The 25305-nt window shown below is 64.3% G+C and carries 19 protein-coding genes, 12 tRNA genes and 4 pseudogenes; 28 read left to right on the plus strand and 7 right to left on the minus strand.

What is annotated here, in order from left to right; translation table 11 throughout:
- The first annotated feature begins 54 nt into the window (after positions 1–54).
- From ACZK2V_RS04720 to ACZK2V_RS04730, 3 genes and pseudogenes are all read left to right on the plus strand, one after another.
- Positions 55–798, plus strand: a complete 744-nt coding sequence (locus ACZK2V_RS04720) for a cysteine hydrolase family protein (RefSeq protein ID WP_189720621.1) — start codon at positions 55–57, stop codon at positions 796–798.
- Between the two features lie 53 nt (positions 799–851).
- A pseudogene (locus ACZK2V_RS04725) lies at positions 852–1758 on the plus strand (LysR family transcriptional regulator).
- Positions 1759–1783: 25 nt separating this feature from the next.
- Positions 1784–2532, plus strand: a pseudogene (locus tag ACZK2V_RS04730) (sulfite exporter TauE/SafE family protein).
- Between the two features lie 60 nt (positions 2533–2592).
- On the opposite strand, the gene ACZK2V_RS04735 reads toward ACZK2V_RS04730, so the two are convergent.
- Entirely contained in the window at positions 2593–3351 is a 759-nt protein-coding gene (locus ACZK2V_RS04735; protein ID WP_486322945.1) for a Bax inhibitor-1/YccA family protein, read from the minus strand.
- Positions 3352–3531: 180 nt separating this feature from the next.
- On the opposite strand from ACZK2V_RS04735, the gene ACZK2V_RS04740 reads away from it, so the two are divergent.
- Both ACZK2V_RS04740 and ACZK2V_RS04745 read left to right on the plus strand, forming a co-directional pair.
- Positions 3532–3608: transfer RNA gene (locus ACZK2V_RS04740), tRNA-Pro, on the plus strand.
- A gap of 39 nt (positions 3609–3647) precedes the next feature.
- Positions 3648–3724 (plus strand) — tRNA-Arg (locus ACZK2V_RS04745).
- Positions 3725–4050: 326 nt separating this feature from the next.
- On the opposite strand, the gene ACZK2V_RS04750 is transcribed toward ACZK2V_RS04745, so the two are convergent.
- Together ACZK2V_RS04750 and ACZK2V_RS04755 are read right to left on the minus strand one after the other, a co-directional pair.
- Positions 4051–4476, minus strand: a complete 426-nt coding sequence (locus ACZK2V_RS04750) for a hypothetical protein (RefSeq protein ID WP_458074879.1) — start codon at positions 4474–4476, stop codon at positions 4051–4053.
- A gap of 75 nt (positions 4477–4551) precedes the next feature.
- The gene (locus ACZK2V_RS04755) at positions 4552–5472 is read right to left on the minus strand and encodes a hypothetical protein (protein ID WP_032129316.1); all 921 of its coding nucleotides are present in this window, start codon (positions 5470–5472) and stop codon (positions 4552–4554) included.
- Between the two features lie 229 nt (positions 5473–5701).
- Here ACZK2V_RS04755 and ACZK2V_RS04760 point away from each other — a divergent pair, with 229 nt between their 5' ends.
- From ACZK2V_RS04760 to ACZK2V_RS04845, 18 genes and pseudogenes are all read left to right on the plus strand, one after another.
- Positions 5702–6133 carry a hypothetical protein gene (locus tag ACZK2V_RS04760; protein ID WP_486322946.1) on the plus strand — a complete coding sequence of 144 codons (432 nt, stop codon included), beginning with the start codon at positions 5702–5704 and terminating at the stop codon, positions 6131–6133.
- A 168-nt stretch (positions 6134–6301) separates the two neighbouring features.
- Positions 6302–6378, plus strand: a tRNA-His gene (locus ACZK2V_RS04765).
- A 79-nt stretch (positions 6379–6457) separates the two neighbouring features.
- Positions 6458–6533, plus strand: a tRNA-Lys gene (locus ACZK2V_RS04770).
- A gap of 198 nt (positions 6534–6731) precedes the next feature.
- Positions 6732–6807, plus strand: a tRNA-Lys gene (locus ACZK2V_RS04775).
- Between the two features lie 246 nt (positions 6808–7053).
- Entirely contained in the window at positions 7054–7419 is a 366-nt protein-coding gene (locus ACZK2V_RS04780; protein ID WP_189720624.1) for a hypothetical protein, read from the plus strand.
- Between the two features lie 137 nt (positions 7420–7556).
- Positions 7557–7641 (plus strand) — tRNA-Leu (locus ACZK2V_RS04785).
- A 190-nt stretch (positions 7642–7831) separates the two neighbouring features.
- A complete protein-coding gene (gene tig, locus ACZK2V_RS04790; RefSeq protein ID WP_014036145.1) occupies positions 7832–9127 on the plus strand; it encodes a trigger factor in 1296 nt (431 codons plus the stop codon).
- Positions 9128–9203: 76 nt separating this feature from the next.
- Positions 9204–9830 carry an ATP-dependent Clp endopeptidase proteolytic subunit ClpP gene (clpP, locus tag ACZK2V_RS04795; RefSeq protein WP_004146318.1) on the plus strand — a complete coding sequence of 209 codons (627 nt, stop codon included), beginning with the start codon at positions 9204–9206 and terminating at the stop codon, positions 9828–9830.
- Positions 9831–9956: 126 nt separating this feature from the next.
- Complete coding sequence (gene clpX / locus ACZK2V_RS04800) at positions 9957–11246, plus strand: ATP-dependent Clp protease ATP-binding subunit ClpX (protein ID WP_049463494.1); 1290 nt, start codon at positions 9957–9959, stop codon at positions 11244–11246.
- 143 nt (positions 11247–11389) lie between these two features.
- Positions 11390–13828, plus strand: a pseudogene (gene lon / locus ACZK2V_RS04805) (endopeptidase La); the annotation flags it as partial.
- Positions 13829–14055: 227 nt separating this feature from the next.
- Positions 14056–14328, plus strand: a complete 273-nt coding sequence (locus ACZK2V_RS04810; RefSeq protein WP_004146343.1) for an HU family DNA-binding protein — start codon at positions 14056–14058, stop codon at positions 14326–14328.
- 11 nt (positions 14329–14339) lie between these two features.
- Positions 14340–14414, plus strand: a tRNA-Val gene (locus ACZK2V_RS04815).
- Positions 14415–14440: 26 nt separating this feature from the next.
- A tRNA-Asp gene (locus tag ACZK2V_RS04820) sits at positions 14441–14517 on the plus strand.
- 85 nt (positions 14518–14602) lie between these two features.
- Positions 14603–14679 (plus strand) — tRNA-Asp (locus ACZK2V_RS04825).
- An 87-nt stretch (positions 14680–14766) separates the two neighbouring features.
- Positions 14767–14843, plus strand: a tRNA-Asp gene (locus ACZK2V_RS04830).
- Positions 14844–14949: 106 nt separating this feature from the next.
- Positions 14950–15026 (plus strand) — tRNA-Asp (locus tag ACZK2V_RS04835).
- Between the two features lie 182 nt (positions 15027–15208).
- Complete coding sequence (locus tag ACZK2V_RS04840) at positions 15209–17164, plus strand: peptidyl-prolyl cis-trans isomerase (protein WP_032129322.1); 1956 nt, start codon at positions 15209–15211, stop codon at positions 17162–17164.
- A gap of 112 nt (positions 17165–17276) precedes the next feature.
- Positions 17277–18511, plus strand: a protein-coding gene (locus ACZK2V_RS04845; RefSeq protein ID WP_223224739.1) for an IS3 family transposase whose coding sequence is annotated in 2 segments (ribosomal slippage) — positions 17277–17628 and positions 17628–18511 — 1236 coding nt in all. Because the reading frame shifts where the segments join, the coding sequence is not laid out codon by codon here.
- Positions 18512–18695: 184 nt separating this feature from the next.
- Here ACZK2V_RS04845 and ACZK2V_RS04850 read toward each other — a convergent pair.
- Positions 18696–19895: a lytic transglycosylase domain-containing protein gene (locus ACZK2V_RS04850; protein WP_071228862.1), complete on the minus strand. Its 1200-nt coding sequence runs from the start codon at positions 19893–19895 to the stop codon at positions 18696–18698.
- Entirely contained in the window at positions 19892–20656 is a 765-nt protein-coding gene (gene gloB / locus ACZK2V_RS04855) for a hydroxyacylglutathione hydrolase (protein WP_071228861.1), read from the minus strand. Before gloB ends, ACZK2V_RS04850 begins: the two co-directional genes overlap by 4 nt.
- A gap of 11 nt (positions 20657–20667) precedes the next feature.
- Here gloB and ACZK2V_RS04860 point away from each other — a divergent pair, with 11 nt between their 5' ends.
- Genes ACZK2V_RS04860 through dnaQ form a run of 3 tightly spaced genes read left to right on the plus strand, consistent with a single transcriptional unit; the run spans position 20668 to position 22514 of the window.
- Positions 20668–21312 carry a methyltransferase domain-containing protein gene (locus tag ACZK2V_RS04860; RefSeq protein ID WP_049400387.1) on the plus strand — a complete coding sequence of 215 codons (645 nt, stop codon included), beginning with the start codon at positions 20668–20670 and terminating at the stop codon, positions 21310–21312.
- A gap of 13 nt (positions 21313–21325) precedes the next feature.
- Positions 21326–21778: a ribonuclease HI gene (gene rnhA / locus ACZK2V_RS04865; protein ID WP_032129326.1), complete on the plus strand. Its 453-nt coding sequence runs from the start codon at positions 21326–21328 to the stop codon at positions 21776–21778.
- 4 nt (positions 21779–21782) lie between these two features.
- Positions 21783–22514: a DNA polymerase III subunit epsilon gene (gene dnaQ, locus ACZK2V_RS04870; RefSeq protein ID WP_049420978.1), complete on the plus strand. Its 732-nt coding sequence runs from the start codon at positions 21783–21785 to the stop codon at positions 22512–22514.
- 69 nt (positions 22515–22583) lie between these two features.
- Here dnaQ and ACZK2V_RS04875 read toward each other — a convergent pair whose 3' ends face one another.
- A complete protein-coding gene (locus ACZK2V_RS04875) occupies positions 22584–23288 on the minus strand; it encodes a PP2C family protein-serine/threonine phosphatase (protein ID WP_032129328.1) in 705 nt (234 codons plus the stop codon).
- 164 nt (positions 23289–23452) lie between these two features.
- Here ACZK2V_RS04875 and ACZK2V_RS04880 point away from each other — a divergent pair.
- Positions 23453–23542 (plus strand) — tRNA-Ser (locus ACZK2V_RS04880).
- Positions 23543–23820: 278 nt separating this feature from the next.
- A pseudogene (locus ACZK2V_RS04885) lies at positions 23821–24223 on the plus strand (DUF6165 family protein).
- 18 nt (positions 24224–24241) lie between these two features.
- Here ACZK2V_RS04885 and ACZK2V_RS04890 read toward each other — a convergent pair.
- Entirely contained in the window at positions 24242–25288 is a 1047-nt protein-coding gene (locus ACZK2V_RS04890; protein WP_049400633.1) for a glycosyltransferase family 9 protein, read from the minus strand.
- Positions 25289–25305: the final 17 nt, after the last annotated feature.

The raw sequence follows: 25305 nt of genomic DNA on the forward strand, positions 1-25305 counted from the left end.
TGCGCCGTCCGCTCCGCATCATGTGCCCAATTTCCACCGCACAGGAGCTTGAACATGAACCTCACCGCCTTTGGTCTGGCCAGCCTGATCGGCATGGCCACCGTTACCCCCGTCACCGCTGCCGAACCGGCCCATCCCACCATTCGCCACATGGCTGGCGCACCCGTTGTGGCTTCGCTGGATGCGGCGAAGACCGCCGTGCTGGTGATCGACTTCCAGAACGAATACTTCGACGGCAGCGCTGCGCCGGGCTTCGCCGGTGGCCGCATGGTCATCCCCGATGGCGTGGCCGCACTGCGGCAGGCGAAGCGGGTGGTCGAGTTCGCCGATGCCCACGGCATCCGCGTGATCCATGTACAGCACGTGTTGCCGGCGGGTGCGCCGCTGTTCGCGCAGGGCAGCGTCAATGCCGCCTTCCATCGCGACCTGCAGCCGCGCAAGGGCGAGACCGTGGTGCTGAAGGACAACGTCAGCGTGTTCGCCGGTGACTCGGCCGCGGTGCTCGACCAGGTGCTGAAGGATGCAGGCATCGACACCCTGATCGTCACCGGCCTGCAGACCCATGCCTGCGTGGCAGGTGCCGCCCGCGATGCCGCAGCGGCACCGCGTGGCTACCGCGTCATCGTGTCGTCCGATGCAACTGCCAGCCGTGATCTGGATCTTGCCGGAGGCCAGCGCATCGGTCATCGCGCGCTGCATGACGCCTCGCTGGCGCAGATTGAGGACACCTTCGGCGATGTCATGGCGACTGACGCGATCCTGGCACTGCCGGTGCGCAAGGCCGGCGACGGCGCTTGATAAGCTGACGGGGCCCGCACGCCGCGGGCCCCGCCACCTGGAGCTGCCCGCCGATGGACCATTTCGCCGCCCTGCGTGCGCTGCGCGCCATCGTCGATGCAGGCAGTTTCACCGCCGCCGCCGAACGACTGGGTACCACCCATTCGGCGATGTCACGGCAACTGCGGCAGCTGGAAGAACATCTGGAGGTTCGACTGCTCGATCGCAACAGCCGCCGGCTGTCACTGACCGAAGCCGGTCGCGATTACTACCGCGAGGCGGCAGCGCTGCTGGATCGCCTGCAGGAAGCGGATGATCGCGTGCGTGCCGGGCAGGCGCAGCCCAGTGGCATCGTGCGGATCAGCGTGCCGCAGGTGGTGGCCAGCCAGGAGTTGCCGCATTGGCTGCCGTCGTTCCTGCAGCGCTACCCGCAGGTCGCGCTTGACCTGTCGGCGGATGATCAACTGGTCGATGTCGTCGGTGGCGGCTTCGACCTGGCGCTGCGCATCGCGCCTTCCTTGCCGGACAGCCAGCTGGTCGCGCGCGAGCTGGCCAGCTGCCCACGCATCCTGGTCGCCGCACCGGCCTATCTGGCGCGGCACGGTCTGCCCCGGCAGGCTTCGGACCTCGCACAGCACACGCTGCTGGGTTTCAGTCCCACAGCGGCGATGTCGCCCTGGCAGCTGCAGGGGCCACGCGGTGCCGCCGCGAGCATCGAGGCGGGGCAGCGCCTGCGGGTGGATGCGACGCCAGCGTTGTATGCCGCTGCGTTGGCTGGCATGGGCATCAGCCTGTTCACTGCGCTGACCGTGCAGGAGGACCTGCGTGCCGGCCGCCTGATCCGTGTGCTGCCCGCCTGGCACGCCGGACAGCGGCGCTACTTCGCGCTGTATCCGCACGCGCGGGCGTTGGCGCCGAAGGTGCGCGCTGGTCGAGCACCTTGCGGCGCACTACGCTGCACAGGTGGGCGCGGCAGGGTAGTCGCGCGGCTGCAACCGGGGTGGTGATGGAGTCGGTGTATCTGCTGGTCGCGTTGGGCGCGATCGTCGCCGGATTCGTGCAGGGCCTGTCCGGCTTCGCCTTCGGCATGGTGGCGATGTCGTTCTGGGCGTGGGGGCTGGAGCCACGATTGGCGGCGACGCTTTCGGTGTTTGGTGCGCTGGTCGGGCAGCTGGTCGCAGTGTTCACCGTGCGCCGCGGTTTCAACCTGCGCCTGCTGCTGCCGTTCGTGCTGGGTGGGCTGGCCGGCATTCCGCTGGGCGTGACGGTGCTGCCACGGCTGGACATGGACTGGTTCAAGGCGCTGCTGGGTGGCTTCCTGGCGCTGTGGTGCCCGGTGATGCTGATGGCGCCTCGTTGCCTCCGGTCCGCGTCGGCGGCCGTATCGGTGATGCGATTGCTGGCATGGCCGGTGGCGTGCTCAGTGGCATCGGCGGCTTTGCCGGGCCGGTGCCGACGTTGTGGAGCACCCTGCGAGGCTTCGGCAAGGACGAGCAGCGCGCGGTCATCCAGAACTTCAACCTGGCGATGCTGGCGGTGACCATGGCCACCTATGTCGGCAGCGGCCTGGTGAGCCGGCAGATGTTGCCGTACTTCGCCATCGTGGCACCGGCCATGCTGGTGCCGACCCTGCTGGGCGCGCGGGTCTACATCGGCATCAGCGAGGCACGCTTCCGGCAGGTCGTGCTGGGCCTGCTGACCGCGTCAGGCATCGCGTTGCTGGCGTCGTCGCTGCCGGTACTGCTGGCGCGCTGAGGGAAGAACAAAAAAGGGCGCCACGAAGGGCGCCCTTTGTCGTCTACGGCATGTTTCGGCTCAGCGCTGCTGGATCTTCGACAGCAGGCGCAGGAATTCAACATACAGCCAGACCAGGGTCACCATCAGGCCGAATGCGCCATACCACTCCATGTACTTCGGTGCACGCTGGGCGACACCGGTTTCGATGAAGTCGAAATCCAGCACCAGATTCAGCGCGGCCACGACCACCACGAACAGGCTGAAAGCAATGCCCAGCCAGCCGGAGTCGTGGATCACCGGCACGTCGATGTTGAAGAAGCCCAGCACGAACGACGCGAGGTAGAGCAGGGCAATGCCGCCAGTGGCGGCGACCACGCCCATCTTGAAGTTCTCGGTGGCCTTGATCAGGCCGCTGCGGTACGCGAACAGCAGCGCGAACAGGGTGCCAAAGGTCAGCAGCACCGCCTGGAACACGATGCCCGGGAACTTGGCGTTGAACACGGCCGAGATGGCGCCCAGGAACAGGCCTTCCACCAGCGCATACATCGGTGCGGTGACCGGCGACCATTCCTTATTGAACACGGTGATCAGCGCCAGCACGAGGCCGCCGATGGCGCCGCCCATGGCATACAGCTTGGCTCCGGCCATGACCTGGCCGTAGTCATCGATGGTCTGGTTCCAGGCGAAAGCGGCCGTCAGTACGGTCAACAGCAGCAGGAAACCGGTCTTGTTGACGGTGCCGTTGAGGGTCATGGCCTGGTCGGGGCTGGTCACCACCGAGCCACTGGCGAGGTCGAGGAAGGTGGACTCGGAAAGAGCCGGGTTGCCGCTGCGCATACGCGTTCTCCGTGCGAATGAGGGTCAGGACGGCCATCCGGCCGATGGGCGTGAGCATAGCCGATGACTGCTTTCGGCGTTGTGGCAGGTGCCGGATCTACGCATCCTGCGTTGACAGTTCCCAATGCGCTTGGCGACAATGACCAGCTCCCCGGGCATGGCCCGAGGGGATTGCAAGACCGGGGTATAGCGCAGTCTGGTAGCGCGCCTGCTTTGGGAGCAGGATGTCGGGGGTTCGAATCCCTCTACCCCGACCAATCCCACATAACGTCGGATTGGACACCGTTCCGGTTCGGGCGCCCGTAGCTCAACTGGATAGAGCACCGGCCTTCTAAGCCGGCGGTTACAGGTTCGATTCCTGTCGGGCGCGCCATTGGAATCAATGATTTATGCGCTCACGCCCGTGAACACCGGTTCCCATTCGATGGTTGCGCAATCCTGGGTGGCGAGCATTCCACCTTCCTATTTTTCGATGAAAGATACCCTTTGTATGGGGTGCAGTCGCACGGCGTGATGTCATGCAGGTTGCGGTTGACCGGCATCTGGCGACGATCGGCTCACTCCGCAGGTGCTTGAGCAGCGCCGCCTGGGATGGGGCAATGCGCCCGGCAACGAAAAAAGGCCAGCGCTATGCGCTGGCCTTTTCCATGTCGCGATGGTCGCGATGGGTGCACTCTGGTCGAGTGCACCCCGGATGGATCACATCTGTTCCAGTTCGCCCACCCGCACCTTGCCGCCACCGCCGCAGTTGCCGTGGCAGCCGCCGCTGATCGGGCCGCTGCCACCGCCACCACCGCCGCCACCACCACCGCCGCCGCCACCACCGCGGGAGTTGGGCGGGAGGACGGTCGAAATCACTTCGCCGGAGTCGAAACCTGCACCTCGCCACGTGTAGTTGACGCAGGAAATACCGTTACAGACGGTCAGGACATCGCCGGACTGGACGCGCGTCTGGGCAGTCCAGACCGTGGTCCGGCCGTCATTGAGCTTCTGGACCTCTTGGGAAAGCTGCTGGTTGGTCACCGGATCGGGATACGGGGTTGTCAGCGTGCATCCGGCGGTGCAGTTGATGACGCCAGGAAGCTTTTTCGCTTGAAGGCTCCCGGCCGCCATGAACAGCAGCACGCCTGCAATGGCGGGAATGGAGTTTCTACCAAGCGAAGGGATAATCCCAATCAGTCTAGCTTTCACAATAGGTCCTTATCGTGGGATGCAACAGTTCTTGAAGATTTCGTTCGATGAAATGCGGGCTTTCTCTTTCTCTTGGCTGCTCAGGTTTTTCTCATGGTTGGCAATGTCATTGGTGGTGGCAAAACGTGGGTCCAGCCGGTTGAGGACGCGGGTGTACGCCAGGGCCGCAACGGGGTCCGCAGGAACGATGCCGCCATAGGTGTAGGCCATCGCCATGTCGCTGATGACATTGACGTTCCCTTGTGATTCCAGTTCGCGCAGATATCCGGTGGCGGTGTCCTTCCACGCCTCGAGCGCCGCGGGATCACGGATTGCGTCATCAAGCGAACCGATGACTTTCTCCGGCGATCGCGAGTAGGCGCGCATCGCTTCCTGCGAGCCCATGGCGGCGGCCTTCGAAAGCCAATCGGCGTGATAGATGTCCTGATCCAGAGCCAGCGACTCACACTCTTTGAGGATTCGTTCCGACCGCTCCAGGAACCAGTTGCCGGCCCCGACCGTGGTGGCCGAATCCGCCAGCTTGTCAGCGCGATCCGAGATGAAGGTCTGGCATTGCTCGATGGTTCGATAGATTTCGTAGGTTGCCGTGGCATCTCCGGATTCGGAGCGCAGCATCAGTTGCTTGACGTGGGCAAGCGCGTCACCGGGAGGCCGGAACTCATTGCCTCTTACGATTTCGTAGGCCTTGGGGCCCACGGCCTTGTACGAGCCCGGCGGGATTTTGTTGTCCCGCTCAAGCCTTTGCGCGGCCGCCGCACCTGACGCCGGAAGCTGCCTTCCCTGGTCAGGCCGTTCATCGAGGCTGCCACTCTTCCCGGATTCCTCTGCCGTGGCATCCGCAGTTGCCTGCTGCCGGTAGCCGGACATTGCAACGGCTGCCACTGCCAGCACGGCTGCCAGCGCGACGAATCCGATTAGCCGCTTGCTCATCTATTGATCTCACCTTCATTGCAGGAATCGGCATGGTTGCAAACGCGCGCCCTGCGTTCCATGTCCTGCAGCTAACGTTGTATGAATGGATCTCCCCCATTCCTATTTGAGATTCATTCACGATTTGTTCACTAAACGTTCATGCTCTCGGGGCGTGCCCGACGACAGGCGGGCTGTTCGCCAGCGCCTGACATCCGGTGCGTGCGGCACGCGCCTTCTCTAGCTCGGGATGGATGCAGATTCGAACGGCGTGGGTGAGGTGAAGCAGGTGCTGGTCGAAGTACATCGGCGGCGCAGGCGCCAACGGCGGCTTACCTTCTGCCGCGGCGGTGTCGCCTTGCGGGCGTTTGCTGGCCTGCTGATGGGGGTGACGGCCGAACGCAACACGTCGTTCGACTTGATCGAAACGATGTCGCCGATGGACAGTTGCGACCGATGTTCTGGGCCGACGATGAGCGCTTGCACGCGCAGGGTCTGCAAGCGATTACCCGTCGAGTTGCTTCTTGGCAGGAGGCAGTCGCGCAACGTGATGCTTCAGTTGCTCGACGGAGCGGGCCAGCCACGCCTGCAGCTGCAGGTCACGCCGAAAGGGGAGGCCACGCTGTCATTCCTGGATGGGCATGCGGACATCGCGCGCGTGACCTCGGCGGAGCAGCATTGATCTCCTGTTCCGGCCCCTGCACATCAATGTGAAGAAGTGCTTGCAATTCCTTCGCGACTCCCGGAAAATGCCGGACTCGCTTCGGGGGACGGACTTCTGGTTCCACCCGCTAGCAAAGCATCAAGGTCCAGCGTCAGCCTCATCGGCGGTGGAGCGAAAGTTTCAGTGGTGGCTGTAGCTCAGTTGGTTAGAGTACCGGATTGTGATTCCGGTGGTCGGGGGTTCGAATCCCCTCAGCCACCCCACTGATTCAACCGCATCGGCGCAGCCGAAACGGTATTGCAATAAACAGAAAGCACGCTACAATGTGCGTCTGAGTTTCACGGGCCGTTAGCTCAGTTGGTAGAGCAGTTGACTCTTAATCAATAGGTCCAAGGTTCGAATCCTTGACGGCCCACCAAGACAGAAGCCACCTGGTATCCCAGGTGGCTTTTTTATTATAAGTGTGACTCCCATCGTTTCGATGGATCACGGGTTGCAGAGCCCCGCTTGGCCGTGGATCTGCAATGCAGCGGGACCGCAGTGCTGGTTTCAACGATGTTGAAAAAAGTGCTTGCACCCACCGAGCGGATCGGGTCATAATTCGCGCCCCGATTTCGGGCTGTTAGCTCAGTTGGTAGAGCAGTTGACTCTTAATCAATAGGTCCAAGGTTCGAATCCTTGACAGCCCACCAGACGAAAGCCACTTGGTCATCCAAGTGGCTTTTTTCTTGTCTGCGCGCCGGGTTGCGCTTCATCCACGCATGGTGTGGATCTGCTGAAACGGCGCATGGCGTGAATCTACTGAAGCGATGCTGAAATCAGGGACATACGCGTCATCAGTGTTTTCAATGCTGTGCGCTGCTTCTCACCGCATCGCGTCCTGTATCGCACCCAATGGATCTTCCGCGCCGATGGCGCATGCACGAAGGAAGATGTTGATGGCTGATATCAATCGATTGCACCGCACGCTGTGGGTTCCCTTCGCGTTGATGGTGCTGGCTGCCTGCGCACCAGCCAATGATCCCGCGAAGACCGTTGAACGCGACGCGGGCACGGAGAGCACTCCGGCGCGCCCGGTGGGTGACGCCATGCAGATGCAGCCGGCTCAGCCTGCGGAAGCGGAGGTCCTGCCTGACGCGGTGGATGTGCAGCGCAATGCGGACGGTTCGGTGGATGTGCGCAAGGCCATGCCGGAGTCGGTGGCTCTGCGGCGCACCGATGACGGGGGCGTGGAGATCCGCAAGGGGGAGGCGCCCGCCGAACATGCAGGCATGGCACCGGCCCGCGCTGTACCGCAGCAGTAAGCCGCAGTCGTCCTGGCGGGTGGTGCGCCCGCCGGGGCGGCAGCGATGCAGGGGCCGCGCATCGCGGCAGATTCAGTTTTGTGCAGGCCTTCCGCTTCCAGCCCCCGCCTGCGACAATGAACGCCTGAGCCGGCCACGCGAAAGTGGCGGAATTGGTAGACGCCCTGGATTTAGGTTCCAGTGCCGCAAGGCGTGGGGGTTCGAGTCCCCCCTTTCGCACCAGTGCCGGCCTGTCCCCCGCCCTGATCGGGCCATCGGCGCCCCCTTGACCGGCACGCGCTGGCAGTGCAGGCCGAATTGGGCGAAACTAAAGGGCTGCGGCAAGCAGGCGCGTCCCAGACGTCGTGTCCTTACAACCGTTTCATCCCAATCATCGAGCCGGGGGCCTGGGCCACCGGTGGCAGGAGTCAACATGCAAGCTTCGATCGAATCCACCGGCAACCTGGAACGCCGCCTGAGCTTCTCGCTGCCGGAAGAGCGTCTGCAGAGCCACATCGTCGGCCGCCTGGGCGAAATCGCCCGCACCACCCGCATCAAGGGTTTCCGTCCGGGCAAGGTGCCGGCCAAGGTGATCGAGCAGCGCTTCGGCGCGCAGGTCCGTGGCGAGGCGCTGGACGGCCTGCTGCGCGAGACCTTCGATGCCGCCGTGCGCGAGCACGACCTGCGCATCGTCGGCAGCCCGCGCATCGACAAGGGCGACGAGGGTGAGTTCTCCTTCGTGGCCACCGTGGAAGTGGTGCCGGACTTCGGCGACATCGACGTCAGCAAGCTGACCGTCGTGCGCCACAGCGCCGAGATCACCGACGCCGACATCGACCAGATGATCGAGAACCTGCAGAACCAGCGTCGTACCTGGGCCCCGGTCAGCCGTGGCGCGCAGGACGGTGACCTGGTCGCGGTGGAAACTTGGTCGCAGGCCGGCGAAGAGCGCCTGCCGGCCGAGGGCACCGAGAAGGGTTCGATCGTGCTCGGCCAGGGCATGATGTTCGACACCATCGAAAAGGGCCTGGTCGGCCTGGCCAAGGGCGAAGAAAAGACCCTGGACGTCGAGTTCCCGGCTGACTGGCGCGTGCCGGTGCTGGCCGGCAAGACCGTGCAGGTCACCGTCAAGGTTGCCGAAGTGTCCGAGCCGGTCGTGCCGGCGGTCGACGAAGCCTTCATCAAGAGCTTCGGCGTGAAGGGTGGCGACGTCGAGCAGTTCCGCAGCGACATCCGCGCCAACCTGGAGCGCGAGCTGAAGGGTGCCCTGATGAACCGCCTGCGCCGTGAAGTGGGCGAGCAGTTGATCGCGGCCTACGCCTCGGTGGAAATGCCGCCGCGCCTGGTCGAGAACGAAGCCCGCGCCATGCTGGCCCAGCAGGTCGAGCAGATCCGCCGCAATGGCCAGAACGTCGGCGAAATCCCGGCAGATGCCCATGAGGGCTTCAAGGACGCCGCCGCCAAGCGCGTGCTGGTCGGCCTGCTGGTCGGTGAAGTGGCCCGTATCAACGACCTGCGCCTGGAAGCCAAGCGCCTGAACGAAACGATGCGTCTGATCGCTTCGACCTACGAAGAGCCGGAACAGGTCATTGAGATGTACCGCAACGACCCCCAGCTGATGTCTGGCCTGCAGAACCGTGTGATGGAAGAGCAGGTGATCGACTGGATCGCCGAGCGTGCCCAGCACACCGAAGAGAAGCTGTCGTTCCAGGACGCGATCCGCCAGTAAGCCCGGGCGGATCACCGGATGCCCCGCGCCTTTGCCGGCGCGGGGTTGTTGCCCCCCAAGATAGGTACCTCACGTAATGGACAACCGAACCAAAGCCCTGAACCTGGTTCCGATGGTGGTCGAGCAGACCAGCCGCGGCGAGCGTGCCTACGACATCTATTCGCGCCTGTTGAAGGAGCGCCTGATCTTCCTCGTGGGCCCGATCGACGATCACATGGCCAACGTGGTGGTGGCGCAGTTGCTGTTCCTGGAATCGGAAAACCCGGAAAAGGACATCAACATCTACATCAACTCGCCGGGTGGCGTGGTCACCGCCGGCATGGCGATCTACGACACCATGCAATACATCAAGCCGAATGTGAGCACCACCTGCATCGGCCAGGCCGCCTCGATGGGCGCCCTGCTGCTGGCCGCGGGCGAAGCCGGCAAGCGCTATGCGCTGCCGAACTCGCGCGTGATGATCCATCAGCCGCTGGGCGGCTACCAGGGCCAGGCCACCGACATCGACATCCACGCGCGCGAGATCCTGACCCTGCGTTCGCGCCTGAATGAAGTGCTGGCCAAGCACACCGGCCAGTCGCTGGAGACGATCGCCCGCGACACCGAGCGCGACAACTTCAAGAGCGCCTTCGAGGCGCAGGCCTATGGTCTGGTCGACCAGGTCCTGGAGCGTCGTCCGGATGAGTCGATCCAGGCTGGCTGACCGGCCTTCACGGGGCCAGGGAGGCCCCGTTCCTGCAGGGTCGGGTGGGACTGGTGTCCCCTCGGCCCTGTGCTATTCTCGAATCGAACCCCCGTTCAGCGGGTGGGGTAACTGGGTAAGCGAAGCATGAGCGAAGACCGCCAAGGTCGTTCCACGGACACCGGCAAGATCCTCTACTGCTCTTTCTGCGGCAAGAGCCAGCATGAAGTGCGCAAGCTGATTGCGGGTCCGAGCGTATTCATCTGCGATGAGTGCGTGGAGCTGTGCAACGACATCATCCGTGAGGAACTTGAGGAAAAGGCGCAGTCGGCGCGCAGTTCGCTGCCCAAGCCGCGCGAGATCCTCGAGGTCCTCGACCAGTACGTGATCGGCCAGAACCGTGCCAAGCGCACCCTGGCCGTGGCCGTGTACAACCACTACAAGCGCATCGAGAGCCGGCAGAAGAACGACGACGTCGAACTGGCGAAGTCGAACATCCTGCTGGTCGGCCCGACCGGTTCGGGCAAGACGCTGCTGGCCGAGACCCTGGCCCGCCTGCTCAACGTGCCGTTCACCATGGCCGACGCCACCACGCTGACCGAAGCCGGTTACGTGGGCGAGGACGTGGAGAACATCATCCAGAAGCTGCTGCAGAAGTGCGACTACGACGTCGAGAAGGCACAGCAGGGCATCGTCTACATCGATGAAATCGACAAGATCTCGCGCAAGAGCGAGAACCCGTCGATCACCCGCGACGTGTCCGGCGAAGGCGTGCAGCAGGCCCTGCTGAAGCTCATCGAAGGCACCGTGGCCAGCGTTCCGCCGCAGGGCGGCCGCAAGCACCCGCAGCAGGAATTCCTGCAGGTGGACACCAAGAACATCCTGTTCATCTGCGGCGGCGCGTTCGCCGGTCTGGACAAGGTGATCCAGGCCCGCTCCACCGACGTCGGCAGCATCGGCTTCGGCGCCAAGGTGAAGAGCAGCGAGCGCAAGCAGGAAGTGGGCAAGGTGCTGGCCGAAGTCGAGCCGGAAGACCTGATCAAGTTCGGCCTGATTCCGGAGTTCGTCGGTCGCCTGCCGGTGGTGGCGACCCTGGAGGAGCTGGACGAGCCGGCCCTGATCAAGATCCTGACCGAGCCGAAGAACGCCATCACCAAGCAGTTCAAGAAGCTGTTCGAGATGGAGAACGTGGAACTGGAGTTCCGTCCGGACGCGTTGTCGGCCATCGCCAGGAAGGCGCTCAAGCGCAAGACCGGTGCCCGTGGCCTGCGCACCATCGTCGAATCGGTCCTGCTGGACACCATGTACGACCTGCCGTCGCAGGAAAACGTCAGCAAGGTGGTGGTGGACGAGTCGGTGATCGAGCACAAGTCCGAGCCGTACCTGATCTACCAGTCCCCGGCGGCCCCTGAACAGAAGGCCGCAGGCGCCGAGTGATCCTTCCAGGTTGTTGATTGGAAAGGATTTTCAAGGAATGCCTTGCATCTGAAAGCCGATGGCCCCATAACGGGGCCATCGGCTTTTTTTGTCTCCGGAAGATGCCCTCCCGGAGGCGGTTTTCCCCCTTCCCTGGAGCCCCCATGGCCCGTTCCCCAAGTGAAACCCTCGACCTGCCGGTCCTGCCGCTGCGCGACGTAGTGGTGTTCCCGCACATGGTCATCCCGCTGTTCGTCGGCCGTGACAAGTCCATGCACGCGCTCGAACAGGCAATGGAGGCGGACAAGCGCATCCTGCTGCTGGCGCAGAAGTCGGCCGAGACCGACGACCCGCATGCGGCCGACCTCTACCAGGTCGGTACGCTGGCGCAGGTGCTGCAGTTGCTGAAGCTGCCCGACGGCACCATCAAGGTGCTGGTCGAAGGACTGTCGCGCGTGCAGGTCACCCACGTCGACGAGCGCAACGGCTCGCTGCACGGCCAGGCCGTGGAGATCGACGCCACCGACGAGCGCGAAGCACGCGAGGTGGAGGCGATCGCCCGCTCGCTGATGTCGCTGTTCGAGCAGTACGTGAAGACCAATCGCAAGCTGCCGCCGGAGCTGCTGCAGACGTTGTCGGGCATCGATGAGCCGGCCCGCCTGGCCGACACCATCGCCGCGCACATCAGCGTGCGCCTGGCCGACAAGCAGCGCCTGCTGGAAACGCTGGCCGTGGGCGACCGCCTGGAAATGCTGGTCGGCCTGGTCGACGGCGAGATCGACGTGCAGCAGATGGAGAAGCGCATCCGCGGGCGCGTGAAGTCGCAGATGGAGAAGAGCCAGCGCGAGTACTACCTCAACGAACAGATGAAGGCCATCCAGAAGGAACTGGGTGACCTGGACGACGCACCGGGCGAGCTGGAAGAACTGGCCCGCAAGATCGCCGAAGCCGGCATGCCGAAGGCCGTTGAAGCCAAGGCGCGCAACGAACTGAACAAGCTCAAGCAGATGTCGCCGATGTCGGCTGAAGCGGCCGTCGTGCGCAACTACCTGGAGTGGTTGCTGGGCGTGCCGTGGAAGAAGCGCAGCAAGGTGCGCAAGGACCTGAAGGCCGCACAGGACACCCTCGACGCCGACCACTACGGCCTGGAGAAGGTCAAGGAGCGCATCCTTGAATACCTGGCGGTGCAGTCGCGCGTGAAGCAGATGAAGGGCCCGATCCTGTGCCTGGTCGGGCCGCCGGGCGTGGGCAAGACCTCGCTCGGCCAGTCCATCGCCAAGGCTACCAACCGCAAGTTCGTGCGCATGTCGCTGGGCGGCGTTCGCGATGAAGCCGAGATCCGTGGCCACCGTCGTACCTACGTTGGTTCGATGCCGGGCCGCATCGTGCAGAACCTCAACAAGGTCGGCAGCAAGAACCCGCTGTTCGTGCTCGACGAGATCGACAAGATGTCGATGGACTTCCGTGGCGATCCGTCGTCGGCGCTGCTGGAAGTGCTCGACCCGGAGCAGAACAACGCGTTCAACGACCACTACCTGGAAGTGGACCTGGACCTGTCCGAAGTGATGTTCGTGGCCACCTCGAACTCGCTCAATATTCCCGGCCCGCTGCTGGACCGCATGGAAGTGATCCGCATCCCCGGCTACACCGAGGACGAGAAGCTCAACATCGCGACCCGCTACCTGGTGCCGAAGCAGATCAAGGCCAACGGCCTGCAGCCGGAAGAGCTGGAGATCGGCAGCGATGCGATCCAGGACATCGTGCGCTACTACACGCGCGAATCGGGCGTGCGCAACCTGGAACGCGAGATCGCCAAGATCTGCCGCAAGGTGGTGAAGGAGATCGCGCTGGCCGGTCCGCAGCCGGTGAAGGCGAAGAAGGGCGCGAAGAAGTCCAAGGCGCTGGTGAGCGTGTCCAGCAAGAACCTGGACAAGTACCTGGGTGTGCGTCGCTTCGATTTCGGCCGCGCCGAGGAAGAGAACGAGATCGGCCTGGTCACCGGCCTGGCGTGGACCGAAGTCGGTGGCGATCTGCTGCAGATCGAATCGACGCTGGTGCCGGGCAAGGGCCAGCTGATCCTGACCGGCCAGCTCGGCAACGTGATGAAGGAATCGGCGTCGGCGGCGTTGTCGGTGGTGCGTTCGCGCGCCGTGGGCTTTGGCATCGACAGCGACTTCCTGCAGAAGCACGACGTGCACCTGCACGTGCCCGATGGTGCCACGCCGAAGGACGGACCGAGTGCCGGTGCGGCAATGGTCACCTCGCTGGTGTCGATGCTGACCAAGGTGCCGGTGCGTGCCGACGTGGCGATGACCGGTGAGATCACCCTGCGTGGTCGTGTCACCGCCATCGGTGGCTTGAAGGAGAAACTGCTGGCCGCACTGCGCGGTGGTATCCGCACGGTCATCATTCCGGAAGAGAACCGCAAAGACCTTGCAGACATTCCGGCCAACGTCACCCGCGATCTGGAGATCGTGCCGGTGAAGTACATCGAAGAAGTCCTGGACCTGGCGCTGGAGCGCCCGCTGGCACCGAAGAAGGCGCGCAAGAGTGCGCAGCGTGTCACGGTGCGCAGCAAGGCCAAACCGAGTGGAAGCGCGCGTCAAGCATTGACGCGCGCTGTCCGATGGCCCGAAACCCGCGTCGTTGCTGGCTTTCCAGCTTGCGTGGGGGTAGGGCCACTGGTATAAAAGCAGCACTCGCGAATGAGTGATCGCTGTCAGCGATGACTGAATCGGCGAACCGTTTCCACATGGCGGCCGCATGCAGAAGGCGTGCGGTTGCTTCCCTGTCGAATAAGCGGAACCCACCGCCAAAGGAGTTGTAGAGAATGAACAAGACCGAATTGATCGATGCCGTTGCTGAAGCTGCCGACCTGACCAAGGCCGAGTCCAGCCGCGCTGTCGATGCCGTCGTTGCTGCCGTCACCAAGGCGCTGAAGGACGGCGATGCGGTCACCCTGGTTGGCTTCGGTACCTTCCAGGTCCGCGACCGTGCTGCCCGCACCGGCCGCAACCCGAAGACCGGCGACACCATCAAGATCGCTGCTTCGAAGAATCCGTCGTTCAAGGCTGGTAAGGCCCTGAAGGATGCTGTAAACTAAGCGGCTCGCTGGGGTGCTTAGCTCAGCGGTAGAGCGTCTCCTTTACACGGAGAGGGTCGGGGGTTCGAAACCCTCAGCACCCACCACAGCACCGCGGTAAAAGTTTGAGTGTGGAGCGGTAGTTCAGCTGGTTAGAATGCTGGCCTGTCACGCCGGAGGTCGCGGGTTCGAGTCCCGTCCGCTCCGCCATTCAACGAGGCCTCCGGCCAAAAGCTGGAGGCTTTGTTTTCTCCCCGGTTCAGGCCGGTGGGAAAACAGGAAATAGCAACAATGCGGAGCGGTAGTTCAGCTGGTTAGAATGCTGGCCTGTCACGCCGGAGGTCGCGGGTTCGAGTCCCGTCCGCTCCGCCACTACATCGAGGCCCCCGGCCTAAAGCTGGGGGCCTTGTCTTCTCACCGACAGGTTCGGAAGGAAGGCGAAAAGGTTTTTGCAAGAACGGAGCGGTAGTTCAGCTGGTTAGAATGCTGGCCTGTCACGCCGGAGGTCGCGGGTTCGAGTCCCGTCCGCTCCGCCATTGCAGAATTCTTAAGTCCCTGTGAAAAAACTTTGAAAAAAGTGTTCATCGGGCTGGGTTTCCAGGGAGTCTTCGGATATACTGGGCGCCTGCAAAGTTTCAGCGCGGAGCGGTAGTTCAGCTGGTTAGAATGCTGGCCTGTCACGCCGGAGGTCGCGGGTTCGAGTCCCGTCCGCTCCGCCAACTTTAAAAGCCCTCGGCGCAAGCCGGGGGCTTTTTCTTTGTGCCCTGCGGCAGGCCTGCCGAGGTGCTGACGGCACAGGTCCGCGGAGATCGGCGCAGGCCACGCCGGCGCTGCTTTTGGTCCCTGCGACGAAGCGGGTTACACTGCCGGGCTCGCCAATCAGGCCTTGTGATTCCTCACCATGCTGCAGAAACTCCGCGACAAGACCTCAGGCTGGATCGTCACCGTGATCCTGGGGCTGCTGATGATTCCGTTCCTGTTCGTGATCGACAACAGCTACCTGGGTGGCGTTGGCGCACAGAACGTGGCCAAGGTTTCCGCGCCTCCGACCTGGTGGCGTTCGGCACCGTCGTGGTGGCCGGTGCGCATGCTGTGGCAGCACCACGAGATCAGCGCGCAGGATTTCCGCACCCGCTTCGAGCAGGAGCGCATGCGTGAGCGCCAGCAGCAGGGCGAGAACTTCGACCCGCGCGCGTTCGAAAGCACTGAAAACAAGATGGCCGTGCTCGATCAGCTGATCGACGAGCAGGTCGTGCGCCTGGTGGGCGAGCAGGCCGGTGTTGTGATCGGCGATGGCGCGGTGCGCGAGTACATCGCCACCATCCCGGCCTTCCTCGATTCGAACGGCAAGTTCAACGAGAACAACTACCGCCTGGCTCTGGCCGGTGGCAATCCGCCGCGTACCCCCACGCAGTTCCAGGAGCTGGTGCGCGAGAGCCTGCAGCAGTCGGTGATCCCGTCGGGCCTGCAGAATTCGGGCTTCGTCACCCAGGCCGAGACCGAGCGCCTGCTGAAGCTGCTGGGTGAGACCCGCGACGTCGAACTGGCCGCGCTGCCGGAGGTTCCGGCCGATACCGCGCCGGTCACCGATGAGCAGATCAAGCAGTGGTACGACAGCCACGGCAAGGATTTCCGCCAGGCCGAAAGCGTGTCGCTGGAATACGTCGAGATCAATGGCGCCAACCTGCCGGCACCGACCGCGGCCGACGAAGCGACCCTGCGCAAGCGCTATGAGGACGAGAAGGCGAAGTTCACTTCGCCGGAACAGCGCCAGGCCGCGCACATCCTGATCACCGGTGACGGTGCCGAAGCCAAGGCGAACAAGATCGCCACCGAAGCCAAGGCGGCGGGTGCCGACTTCGCTGCACTGGCCAAGGCCAATTCGGAAGACCCGGGTTCGAAGGACCAGGGCGGTGATCTGGGCTGGGTCGAGCGTGGCGCGATGGTCAAGCCATTCGAAGACGCCCTGTTCGCCGCCAAGGCGGGTGACGTGATCGGCCCGGTCAAGACCGACTTCGGCTACCACATCATCAAGGTCGCCGCGGTGCGTGGCGGCGAAGGCAAGTCGTTCGAGGAAGTGCGTGACACGCTGGCCGCCGAGCAGCTGAAGGCCGACGGCGAGCGCGGCTTCAACGAGCTGGCCGGCCACCTGGTCGATGCCATCAACAAGAGCCCGAGTGATCTGGCTGCTGCGGCCAAGGAAGTAAACCTGCCGCTGCAGACCCTGGGCCCGATCACCCGCGCAACCGCCAGTGGCATCGCCACCGATCCGGCTGTGCTGCGTGCGGCCTTCTCCGAAGTGCTGGTGCAGGATGGTACTGCCAGCGACCCGATCGCCCTGGGCGGTGCCACCAACCACAGCGTGGTCATCCGCGTGGCCGCGCATACCCCGGAGCAGGCGATGCCGCTGGACAAGGCGCGTGAGCAGGTGATCGCCGCGATCCGTGCCGACCGCCAGCGCCAGGCCAGCGACAAGGCCGCCGACGCCGTGCTGGCCAAGCTGAAGGCGGGCGCCACCCTGCAGTCGCTGGCCGCCAGCGAGAAGCTGCAGCTGAGCCCGATGCCGGGCCTGCCGCGCAGCCAGCCGGTGCCGACCCCGGAAATCAACCGCGCGATCTTCAGTGCGCCGGTGCCGGCGGAAGGCAAGCCGAGCTACGGCAAGGTCGACGTCAACGGCCACGCGCTGCTGTTCGCCGTGAACAAGGTCAACCCGGGCGACATCAAGGAAGTGACCGCCGAGCAGCAGAAGCAGCTCAAGGATCAGCTGAGCCAGATCGACGGCATGGCCGCAGCCAAGGCCTACGTCGAGGCGATGCGCAGGAAGTTCGTGATCCAGACCACCGAAGAGAACCTGTAAGCCTCGCGGCGGGGCAGGATCGAAGAAGGCCCGGCAATGCCGGGCCTTTTTTGTGCCTTTGACCCGTCCTGAATTGGGTTGACACCTTTTCCCTCTGGAAAAGGAATGTTCAATGAAATCAACAATCAGGCGCAGTCAGCGGGATTACTCGCTGGCCTTCAAGTTGTCCGTGGTCGATCAGGTCGAGCGTGGAGAACTGACCTATAAGAAGGCTCAGGAGCGATACGGTATCCAAGGTAGCAGCACGGTTCTGAAGTGGCTTCGCCGCCATGGTCGGCAGGATTGGTCAGGTGGTGCATCATCTGCCCCCATGACGACTTCTCCCAAAAGTGGACCGGCCACGCCGCTGACGCCGGAACAACAGATCAAGGCCCTGCAGGTCCAGTTGCGGGAGGCCAACGAGAAAGCACAGCTTTTCGAAGCCATCGTGGATGTCCTCAAAGAGGATTACGGGGTGCGCATCGTAAAAAAGCCTTCAGGCAAGTCCTCACGCAAGGGCGCCTCAAAGGCGTAAGCGTGGCAAGGGCTTGCCGCCATTTCGGCATCAGTCGACAGGCGTTCTATCAAGCGGGGTGCCGGCATCAACGACGACGCGCCAGCGAGACCAAAGCACTGGCGCTGGTGAGCGATTGCCGCGTGCGGCAGCCACGGATCGGGACGCGCAAGTTGCACCATTTGATCGGACCGAAGCTGCAGGCGGCGGGAATCACCATGGGACGTGACCGGTTGTTTGACGTACTTCGGGAAGCGCGCCTGCTGGTACCGAAACGTCGGGCTTATCACAAGACTACCGACAGCCATCATCGCTTTCGCAGGCATCCGAATCTGCTCAAACCTGGCCAAGGATGCGTAATACCAACCGGTAGCGAGCAGGTGTGGGTGGCGGACATCACCTATCTGCCGACGCAGGGGAAGTTCGTGTATCTGAGCCTGGTCACCGATGCCTGGTCGCGCAAGATCGTGGGCTGGAGCGTGCATGAAACGCTACAGACAGAGCAGGTAGCTCAGGCGCTGGAGATGGCGCTGAAAGGGAGAAAGACACCGCAGAAGCTGATCCATCACTCTGATCGTGGAATCCAGTACTGCTCGGATTACTACCAGAAGATCCATGCGCGGCACGGCCTGACCTGCTCGATGACCGACGGCTACGACTGCTATCAGAACGCTCTGGCAGAGCGAGTCAACGGGATCCTCAAGTGCGAGTTCCTGCTTCATCGCCCACGGGACCTGGGGCAAGCCCGCCAGATGGTGGCTGAGGCCGTAGACATCTACAACGCTGAGCGCCCCCACCTGTCCCTTAAAATGCAGACGCCCGATGCGATGCATCGGGCGTCTTTGGCCGCCTGACGGCGGCCGGACCATCCACCCATCGGTGTCAACCTATGGCAGGACGAGTCACTTCGCGTCGTCTGTGGCGCGCTTGAGCTTTGGTAGTGGTCAAGCTTGCTCGACCGCCTTTTGTAGAGTCGTGCAGATGCAGTCGAGCATCGCTCGACTCTACAAAGAGTAGATACAGCGGGGTTGGAGCGCGTCAGTCCTCGACGCGCAGCACTGCGCCGGGCTTCAGCACGCTGCTGCCACTCAGGCCGTTCAGCGACAGCAGGGCCTTTACCGGCATGCCGTAGCGGCGGGCGATGGTCCAGGCCGACTCGCCATCACGCACGGTGTGGCGGCGGCTGCGCGGGCGGTCGGCGATCGCGGCCACGGCCTTGGCCACCTGCGGCGTCGGCGTGGTCGTGGCAACCGGTGCGGTGCTGGCCACCAGCGTGGTCGCGGCTTCCGTCACCGTCGCATTGGCGGCCGAGACCGGGGCCAGGACCCGGGTGGTTCCCGAAGCGCGGTTGCCGGCGGCCAGGGCCGGGTTGAGGCGGGCGATCCTGGCGGGGTCCAGGGCGCGCTGTGCGGCCCACTGCTGGACGCTGGTGCCGGCTGGCAGGGTGTGGTCCTTCAACACCGGCACTGTGCGGTCCAGCGAGGCCATCACGCGAGGCTGGTCCTCCACGTCTTCCAGCACGCAGGCCAGGGCATGCAGCTTCTCGACATAGGCATGGGTAACCGGCGACAGCCCCGGCAGGGCTGCCGGCTTGGCGTTCTGCGCGTTCATGCCGGCCTTGCGCATGGACTGCAGCACCCGGTACTCGCCGGCGTTGTAGGCCATGGTGGCCAGGCGCCAGTCGCCGCCGAACATGCCATGTAGGGTCTTCAGGTAGCGCACCGCGGCCTGGGTGGAATCAACCGCCGACAGGCGGCCGTCGTAGCCGTTGGCCATGGGGACGCGGTGGTTGCGCGCCGTGGTGGCGATGAACTGCCACAGGCCGGTCGGGCCGCTGCCGTTGCGGGCATTGGGCCGATAGCCGCTTTCCACGAACGGGATCAGCGCGAATTCGGTGGGCAGGTTCGCCTTGCGCAGCTCTTCGACCACATAGCCGAACAGCACCAGCGCATCGTCATCCTGGTTGGCCAGGCGCGAGGGGGCGTGGGCGAACTGCTTCTGCCAGCGCGGGCTGGTAGCCTCGGCATCGCAGCTGGGCTCGGCCAGGCCGTCGCGGAAGCTGGTGAAGATCTCCTGGCCATTGCGCACCGAGGGCGCAGGCAGCGCGGACGGATCCAGCGGCAGCGCCGCAGCGGCGGTCAGGTTCTGGCTGATGCCGGCGCCCAGCGACTGTGCGCCCGCGGTTCCGGCCAGCCCCAGGGCAAGGCCCAGGGCCAGCGGCAGACTTCGGCGCATCATGCGCGGAAGCCGTCTTTCCAGTGCCGGAGACCGGCCATCACGTCGACGTCGTCCACGACGTCACGGCCCAGGTGTGCCGACACCGACGCACGGATCGGTGCAGCGTGCACACGCAGGAAGGGATTGCAGTCGAATTCGTTGGCCAGGGTTACCGGCAGGGTGGAACGGTCATCGCGGCGCATGGCCAAAGCCTCCTCTTGGCGCTGCCACAGGGCAGCGTTGGCGGGGTCGACATGCCGCGCGAAGACGGCATTTGACACGGTGTACTCATGAGCGCAACAAAGCAGCAGTTGCGCGGGCAGGGCACCCAGCTTGCGCATCGACGCCAGCAGCTGGGACGGCGTACCTTCGAACAGGCGTCCACAGCCCAGGCTGAACAACGAATCTCCGCTGAAAAGATGTTCAGCAGTGTGAAACGCGATGTGGCTGCGGGTATGCCCGGGCACGGATAGTACGTGGAACGTCTGGCCCAGTGCCTGAACGCGTTCACCTTCGCCGACCCGTTCGGTGGCCGTGGGGATGCGCTCTTCGACCGGCGCGATGACCCGTACACCGGGAAAGCGAGCCTGCAGTGCCGGCACGCCACCGATGTGGTCGTCGTGGTGATGGGTGAGCAGGATCGTGTCCACGCGCAGGCCCTGATCGGCCAGTGCGAGCACTGGCGCGGCATCGCCGGGGTCGACGACCACGGCAGCGCCCTCGTTGTCGATCAGCGTCCAGATGTAGTTATCCGCAAATGCGGGCAGGGCAGTCAGTCGCATAGAATTGGACCATGCCCGCGCTGCAGAGCACCCGTCAAGCGAGCCAGACCCCGTGGTTCGACAGCGAACCGGCGGAGGCCTTGCGTGTGCTGGAGCGGCAATTGCTGCTGCCGCAGCTGTCGGTGCTGCCGGCGCAGCCCTGGCTGTGGATCGCACCAAGTGCGGCCTGGCTGGACGATGCACAGTTGGGCGGACGCGGTCTGCGCCTGTTCCGGCAGGGGCAGGGCTATGCCGGCGACACCCGTTGTGCGCTGCCGCTGCCGCTGGCCAATGAAAGCGTCAATGCGATCGTGCTGCAGCATGTCACCGCGGCCGACGCTGATCGGCTGCTCGACGAGTGCGAGCGCGTACTGATGCCGGGCGGCCATCTGTGGCTGAGCAGCCTCAATCCGTTCAGTCCGTATCGCACGCGATGGCGCCAGCATGGACTGGTGGTGCGCACGCCGCAGCGGATCCGCCTGCTGCTCGGCCGTCATGGGCTGGAATGCGACGATATGCGTTACCTGGGCCCGCTCTGGCGCGGTGCGGGCAGCCGTCGTCCCGGAGGTTGGGCACCGCTGCGCGCGGCCTGCCTGTTCCATGCGGAAAAACGTACGCTGGCCCTGCCTGGGCCGAAACCGCTGCCGGTGCGCTGGCACGGCACCGTAGCTACCTGATTCTGGAGTTGTATTGAAAACCATCGAAATCCACACCGACGGTTCCTGCCTTGGCAATCCCGGCCCCGGCGGCTGGGCTGCGCTGCTGCGCTACAAGGGCCACGAGCGCGAACTGAGCGGTGGCGAGGCGCACACCACCAACAACCGGATGGAGCTGATGGCGGCCATTTCCGGGCTGGAGTCGCTGACCGAGCCGTGCAACATCGTGCTCTATACCGATTCGCAGTATGTGCGGCAGGGTCTGACCCAGTGGATGCCGGGCTGGATCCGCAAGAACTGGAAGACGGCTGGCGGCGATCCGGTAAAGAACCGCGAGCTGTGGGAGCGCCTGCAGGCGGCCACGCTGCGGCATCAGATCGATTGGCGCTGGGTGAAGGGTCACTCCGGCGACCCGGACAATGAGCGGGTGGATACGCTGGCCCGCAACGCGGCGATCCAGATCCGCGACGCCAGCCCGGTAAACTGAGCCCATGCGTCAGATCATCCTCGATACCGAAACCACCGGCCTGGAGTGGAAGAAGGGCAACCGCATCGTCGAAATCGGCTGCGTGGAGCTGTTCAAGCGCCGCCCGACCGGCAACAACTATCACCAGTACATCAAGCCGGACTGCGAGTTCGAACAGGGCGCGCAGGAAGTCACCGGCCTGACCCTGGAGTTCCTCGATGACAAGCCGGACTTCGCGCAGATCGCCGACGAGTTCCTGGCCTTCATCGATGGCGCCGAGCTGATCATCCACAACGCGGCGTTCGACCTCGGCTTCCTCGACAACGAGCTGTCGCTGCTGGGGCCGCAGTACGGGAAGATCACCGATCGCTGCGCCGTGATCGATACCCTGGTGATGGCGCGTGAGCGCTTCCCGGGCCAGCGCAACTCGCTGGATGCGCTGTGCAAGCGGCTGGGCGTGGACAACTCGCACCGTGCGCTGCATGGCGGCCTGCTCGATGCGCAGATCCTGGGCGACGTCTATATCGCGCTGACCTCGGGCCAGGAAGAAATCGGCTTCGGTCTGGGCGATGACGATGGCGGCGCTGCCGGTGCGGCGCTGCAGGCCTTCGATACCAGCAAGCTGCTGCCGCGCCCGCGCGTGGTGGCCACGCCGTCGGAGCTGGAAGCGCATGCGGCGCGACTGGAGCGGCTGCGCAAGAAGGCTGGCCACGCGCTGTGGGATGGCCCGAAGGTGGAAGAGCCCGCCAGCGCGTAATGCCTGGAGTGGAGTAGTGCCGGCCGCTGGCCGGCAGCGTCGCATCCACGCATGGCGTGGATCTACCGGTTAGTGGCAGCGCACCAGGATCACGCTGATGTTGTCGCGGCCGCCGCCATCGAGCGCGGCGGCGACCAGCGTGTCCACGCATTCCTGTGCGCTGGCATCCTCGAAGGCGAGGGTGCGCGCGATGCTGCGGTCGTCCACTTCCTCGGTGAGACCGTCACTGCACAGCAGCAGCTGCATGCCCGGACGCAGTTCGCCGCTGGTGGTGGCCACGTTCAGATGCGCCGGATCGGTCACGCCCAGCGCCTGGGTGACCACGTTGCGGTGCGGATGCGCACGCGCCTGTTCGGCGGTCAGGTTGCCCTGCGCGACCAGCTCCTGCACCACGCTGTGGTCCTGGCTGAGCTGGGCCAGCTGTCCGTCGCGCCACAGGTAGGCACGGCTGTCGCCAACCCACGCCACTTCATAGCGGTTGCCCTGTACCCGTGCGGCGACCACGGTAGTGCCCATCGGCAACGTGTCGTTGCGCCGGCGCGAGGCGCGGATGATCTCTTCGTCGGCGGTGCGGATGGCCTGCGCCAGCGGTGCGCCGCGGCGGATCTCGCGCACGATGGTCTCGCGCGCCAGCGCGCTGGCCACTTCACCGCAGGCGTGCCCGCCCATGCCGTCGGCCACCAGCCACAGGGCCAGCTCACTGTCACCGTAGTAGGTGTCCTCGTTGAGCTCGCGGCGCATGCCGGGGTGGGTGAGGTGTCCGAATTCGATCATGGGCGCTGGGGCGGGGTGTTGCTGGGGAGACAGGCATCATCGGGTGGCTGCGCGCATCCGGCAAGGCGTGTGCTCAGGAAATTTTCACTTCGTTGGCCGGAATGACTTGTCGTCGGCCTCACTTCCTCGTATGATGCGCGTCCCCGGTCCGCCGGGGACCACCCGGAGAGGTGGCAGAGTGGTTGAATGTACCTGACTCGAAATCAGGCAGGCGTTTATAGCGCCTCGGGGGTTCGAATCCCCCCTCTCCGCCAGATTAAAGAAAAAGGGCTGCCGAAAGGCAGCCCTTTTTCTTTAATCTGGCGCGGGACGCGCCGCGCTCTGCGCGTCGCCCCACACGTTGCTGCGCAACCTGTGGGCCCCTTCCTTTGCCGGCCTCTCCCCGCCCCTGTCGGGGCAGGTGCATCAGTAGATCCACGCCATGCGTGGATGCTGTTCCTGCTGGCAGGCTCATCCACGCATGGCGTGGATCTGCCCATTCCATCGCGAGCTGCGGGTTAAACTGCCTGCATCACCTGTTGGAGCTTTCCCCATGACCGCTGAAATCCTCGTCCCCGTTTCTTTCGGCGAGCTGCTGGACAAGATCTCGATCCTGCAGATCAAGTCCGAGCGCATCAGTGACGAGGGCAAGCTGGCCAATGTGCGCAAAGAACTGTCGGCGCTGGAGCAGACCTGGATGGCACACCCGGCGGCGGTGAAGGACATCGCCAAGCTGCGTGCCGAGCTGAAGGCGGTCAACGAGCAGCTGTGGGACATCGAGGACGACATCCGCCTGAAAGAGAAGGCGCAGGCGTTCGACCAGGGTTTCATCGACCTGGCGCGCAGCGTCTACCTGCGCAATGACGAACGCGCGCATCAAGAAGGCGATCAACCTGGCGCTGGGTTCGGCGTACGTGGAAGAGAAGTCCTACCAGGATTACGCGCAGCGCGCGTAATCCGGGGCAGCCTGCTGCTCACCCCAGGTGGTCGGCGACGTAGCGTTCGAACGCAGCGATACCGTCTTCCACGGTGATCAGTTCCATCACATCGTCGAACTCGATCTTGGTGCCCCACTTCAGATCCGAGGCCTGCTTGGCCAGGTACTTGCGCGCGGCATCGTCGTAGCGGTCCACGCAGTAGCGGCGGTCGGAATAGGGACCGCTGCGGTTCGGGTTGCTGGCTGCATGCAGGCCCAGTACCTTGGCGCCCATCGCGTTGGCGATGTGCATCGGGCCCGAGTCCGGGGTCATCACCAGATTGGCGCGGGCCAGCAGCGCCGGCAGCTGCTTCAAGGTGTCCTTGCCGACCAGGTCAAGCGCCGGTGTGTGCAGCTGCGCCTGGATGGCATCGGCCATGCTGCGCTCCAGTTCGCTGCGGCCTCCGCACAGCACCACCTGCCAACCGCGCTGTGCGGCGTGGTTGGCCACGGCGGCGTAGCGGTCTGCATACCAGTTGCGGCGCACGTGGCTGGAACAGGGCGAGATCATCAACACCGGGCGGCCATCGTCCTGCCATTGCGCGGCAGCCCACTCATACGCGGACTGTGGCACCGCCAGGTCCCAGCTGACCTCGGTCTGGCGCAGGCCAAGGGGTTCACAGAAACTGCCGATGGCATCCAGCACATGGATGCCGGGGCGGTCGGGGATGCGTTCGTTGATGAAGAGACCATGCAGGTCCTTCGAGCGGCTGCGGTCATAGCCGATGCGACGCTCTGCGGGAATGAAGGCCGACAGCAGGTTGGCGCGGAACGCCACCTGCATCTGCAACAGCGCTTCGAAGCGCCCCGGCGGCAGCTGCCTGCGCAGTTCCTTGACCCCGGCCATGCCGCTCTTCTTGTCGTAGGCATGGAAGGTGACACCGGGCAGGCCGTCGAGCAGCTTGTGGCCGGCCTTGTCGATGATCCAGTGGATCGGCGTATCCGGGCGCGCAGCCTGCAGGGTGCGCACCAGGGGCACCACGTGGGTGACATCGCCAAGTGCGGACAGGCGCAGGAGGCACAAGGAGGAGGACGCTGATGCCATGTGTTGTTAGACTCAAT

This window comes from Stenotrophomonas sp. 93052_Sma (genome assembly GCF_056481145.1).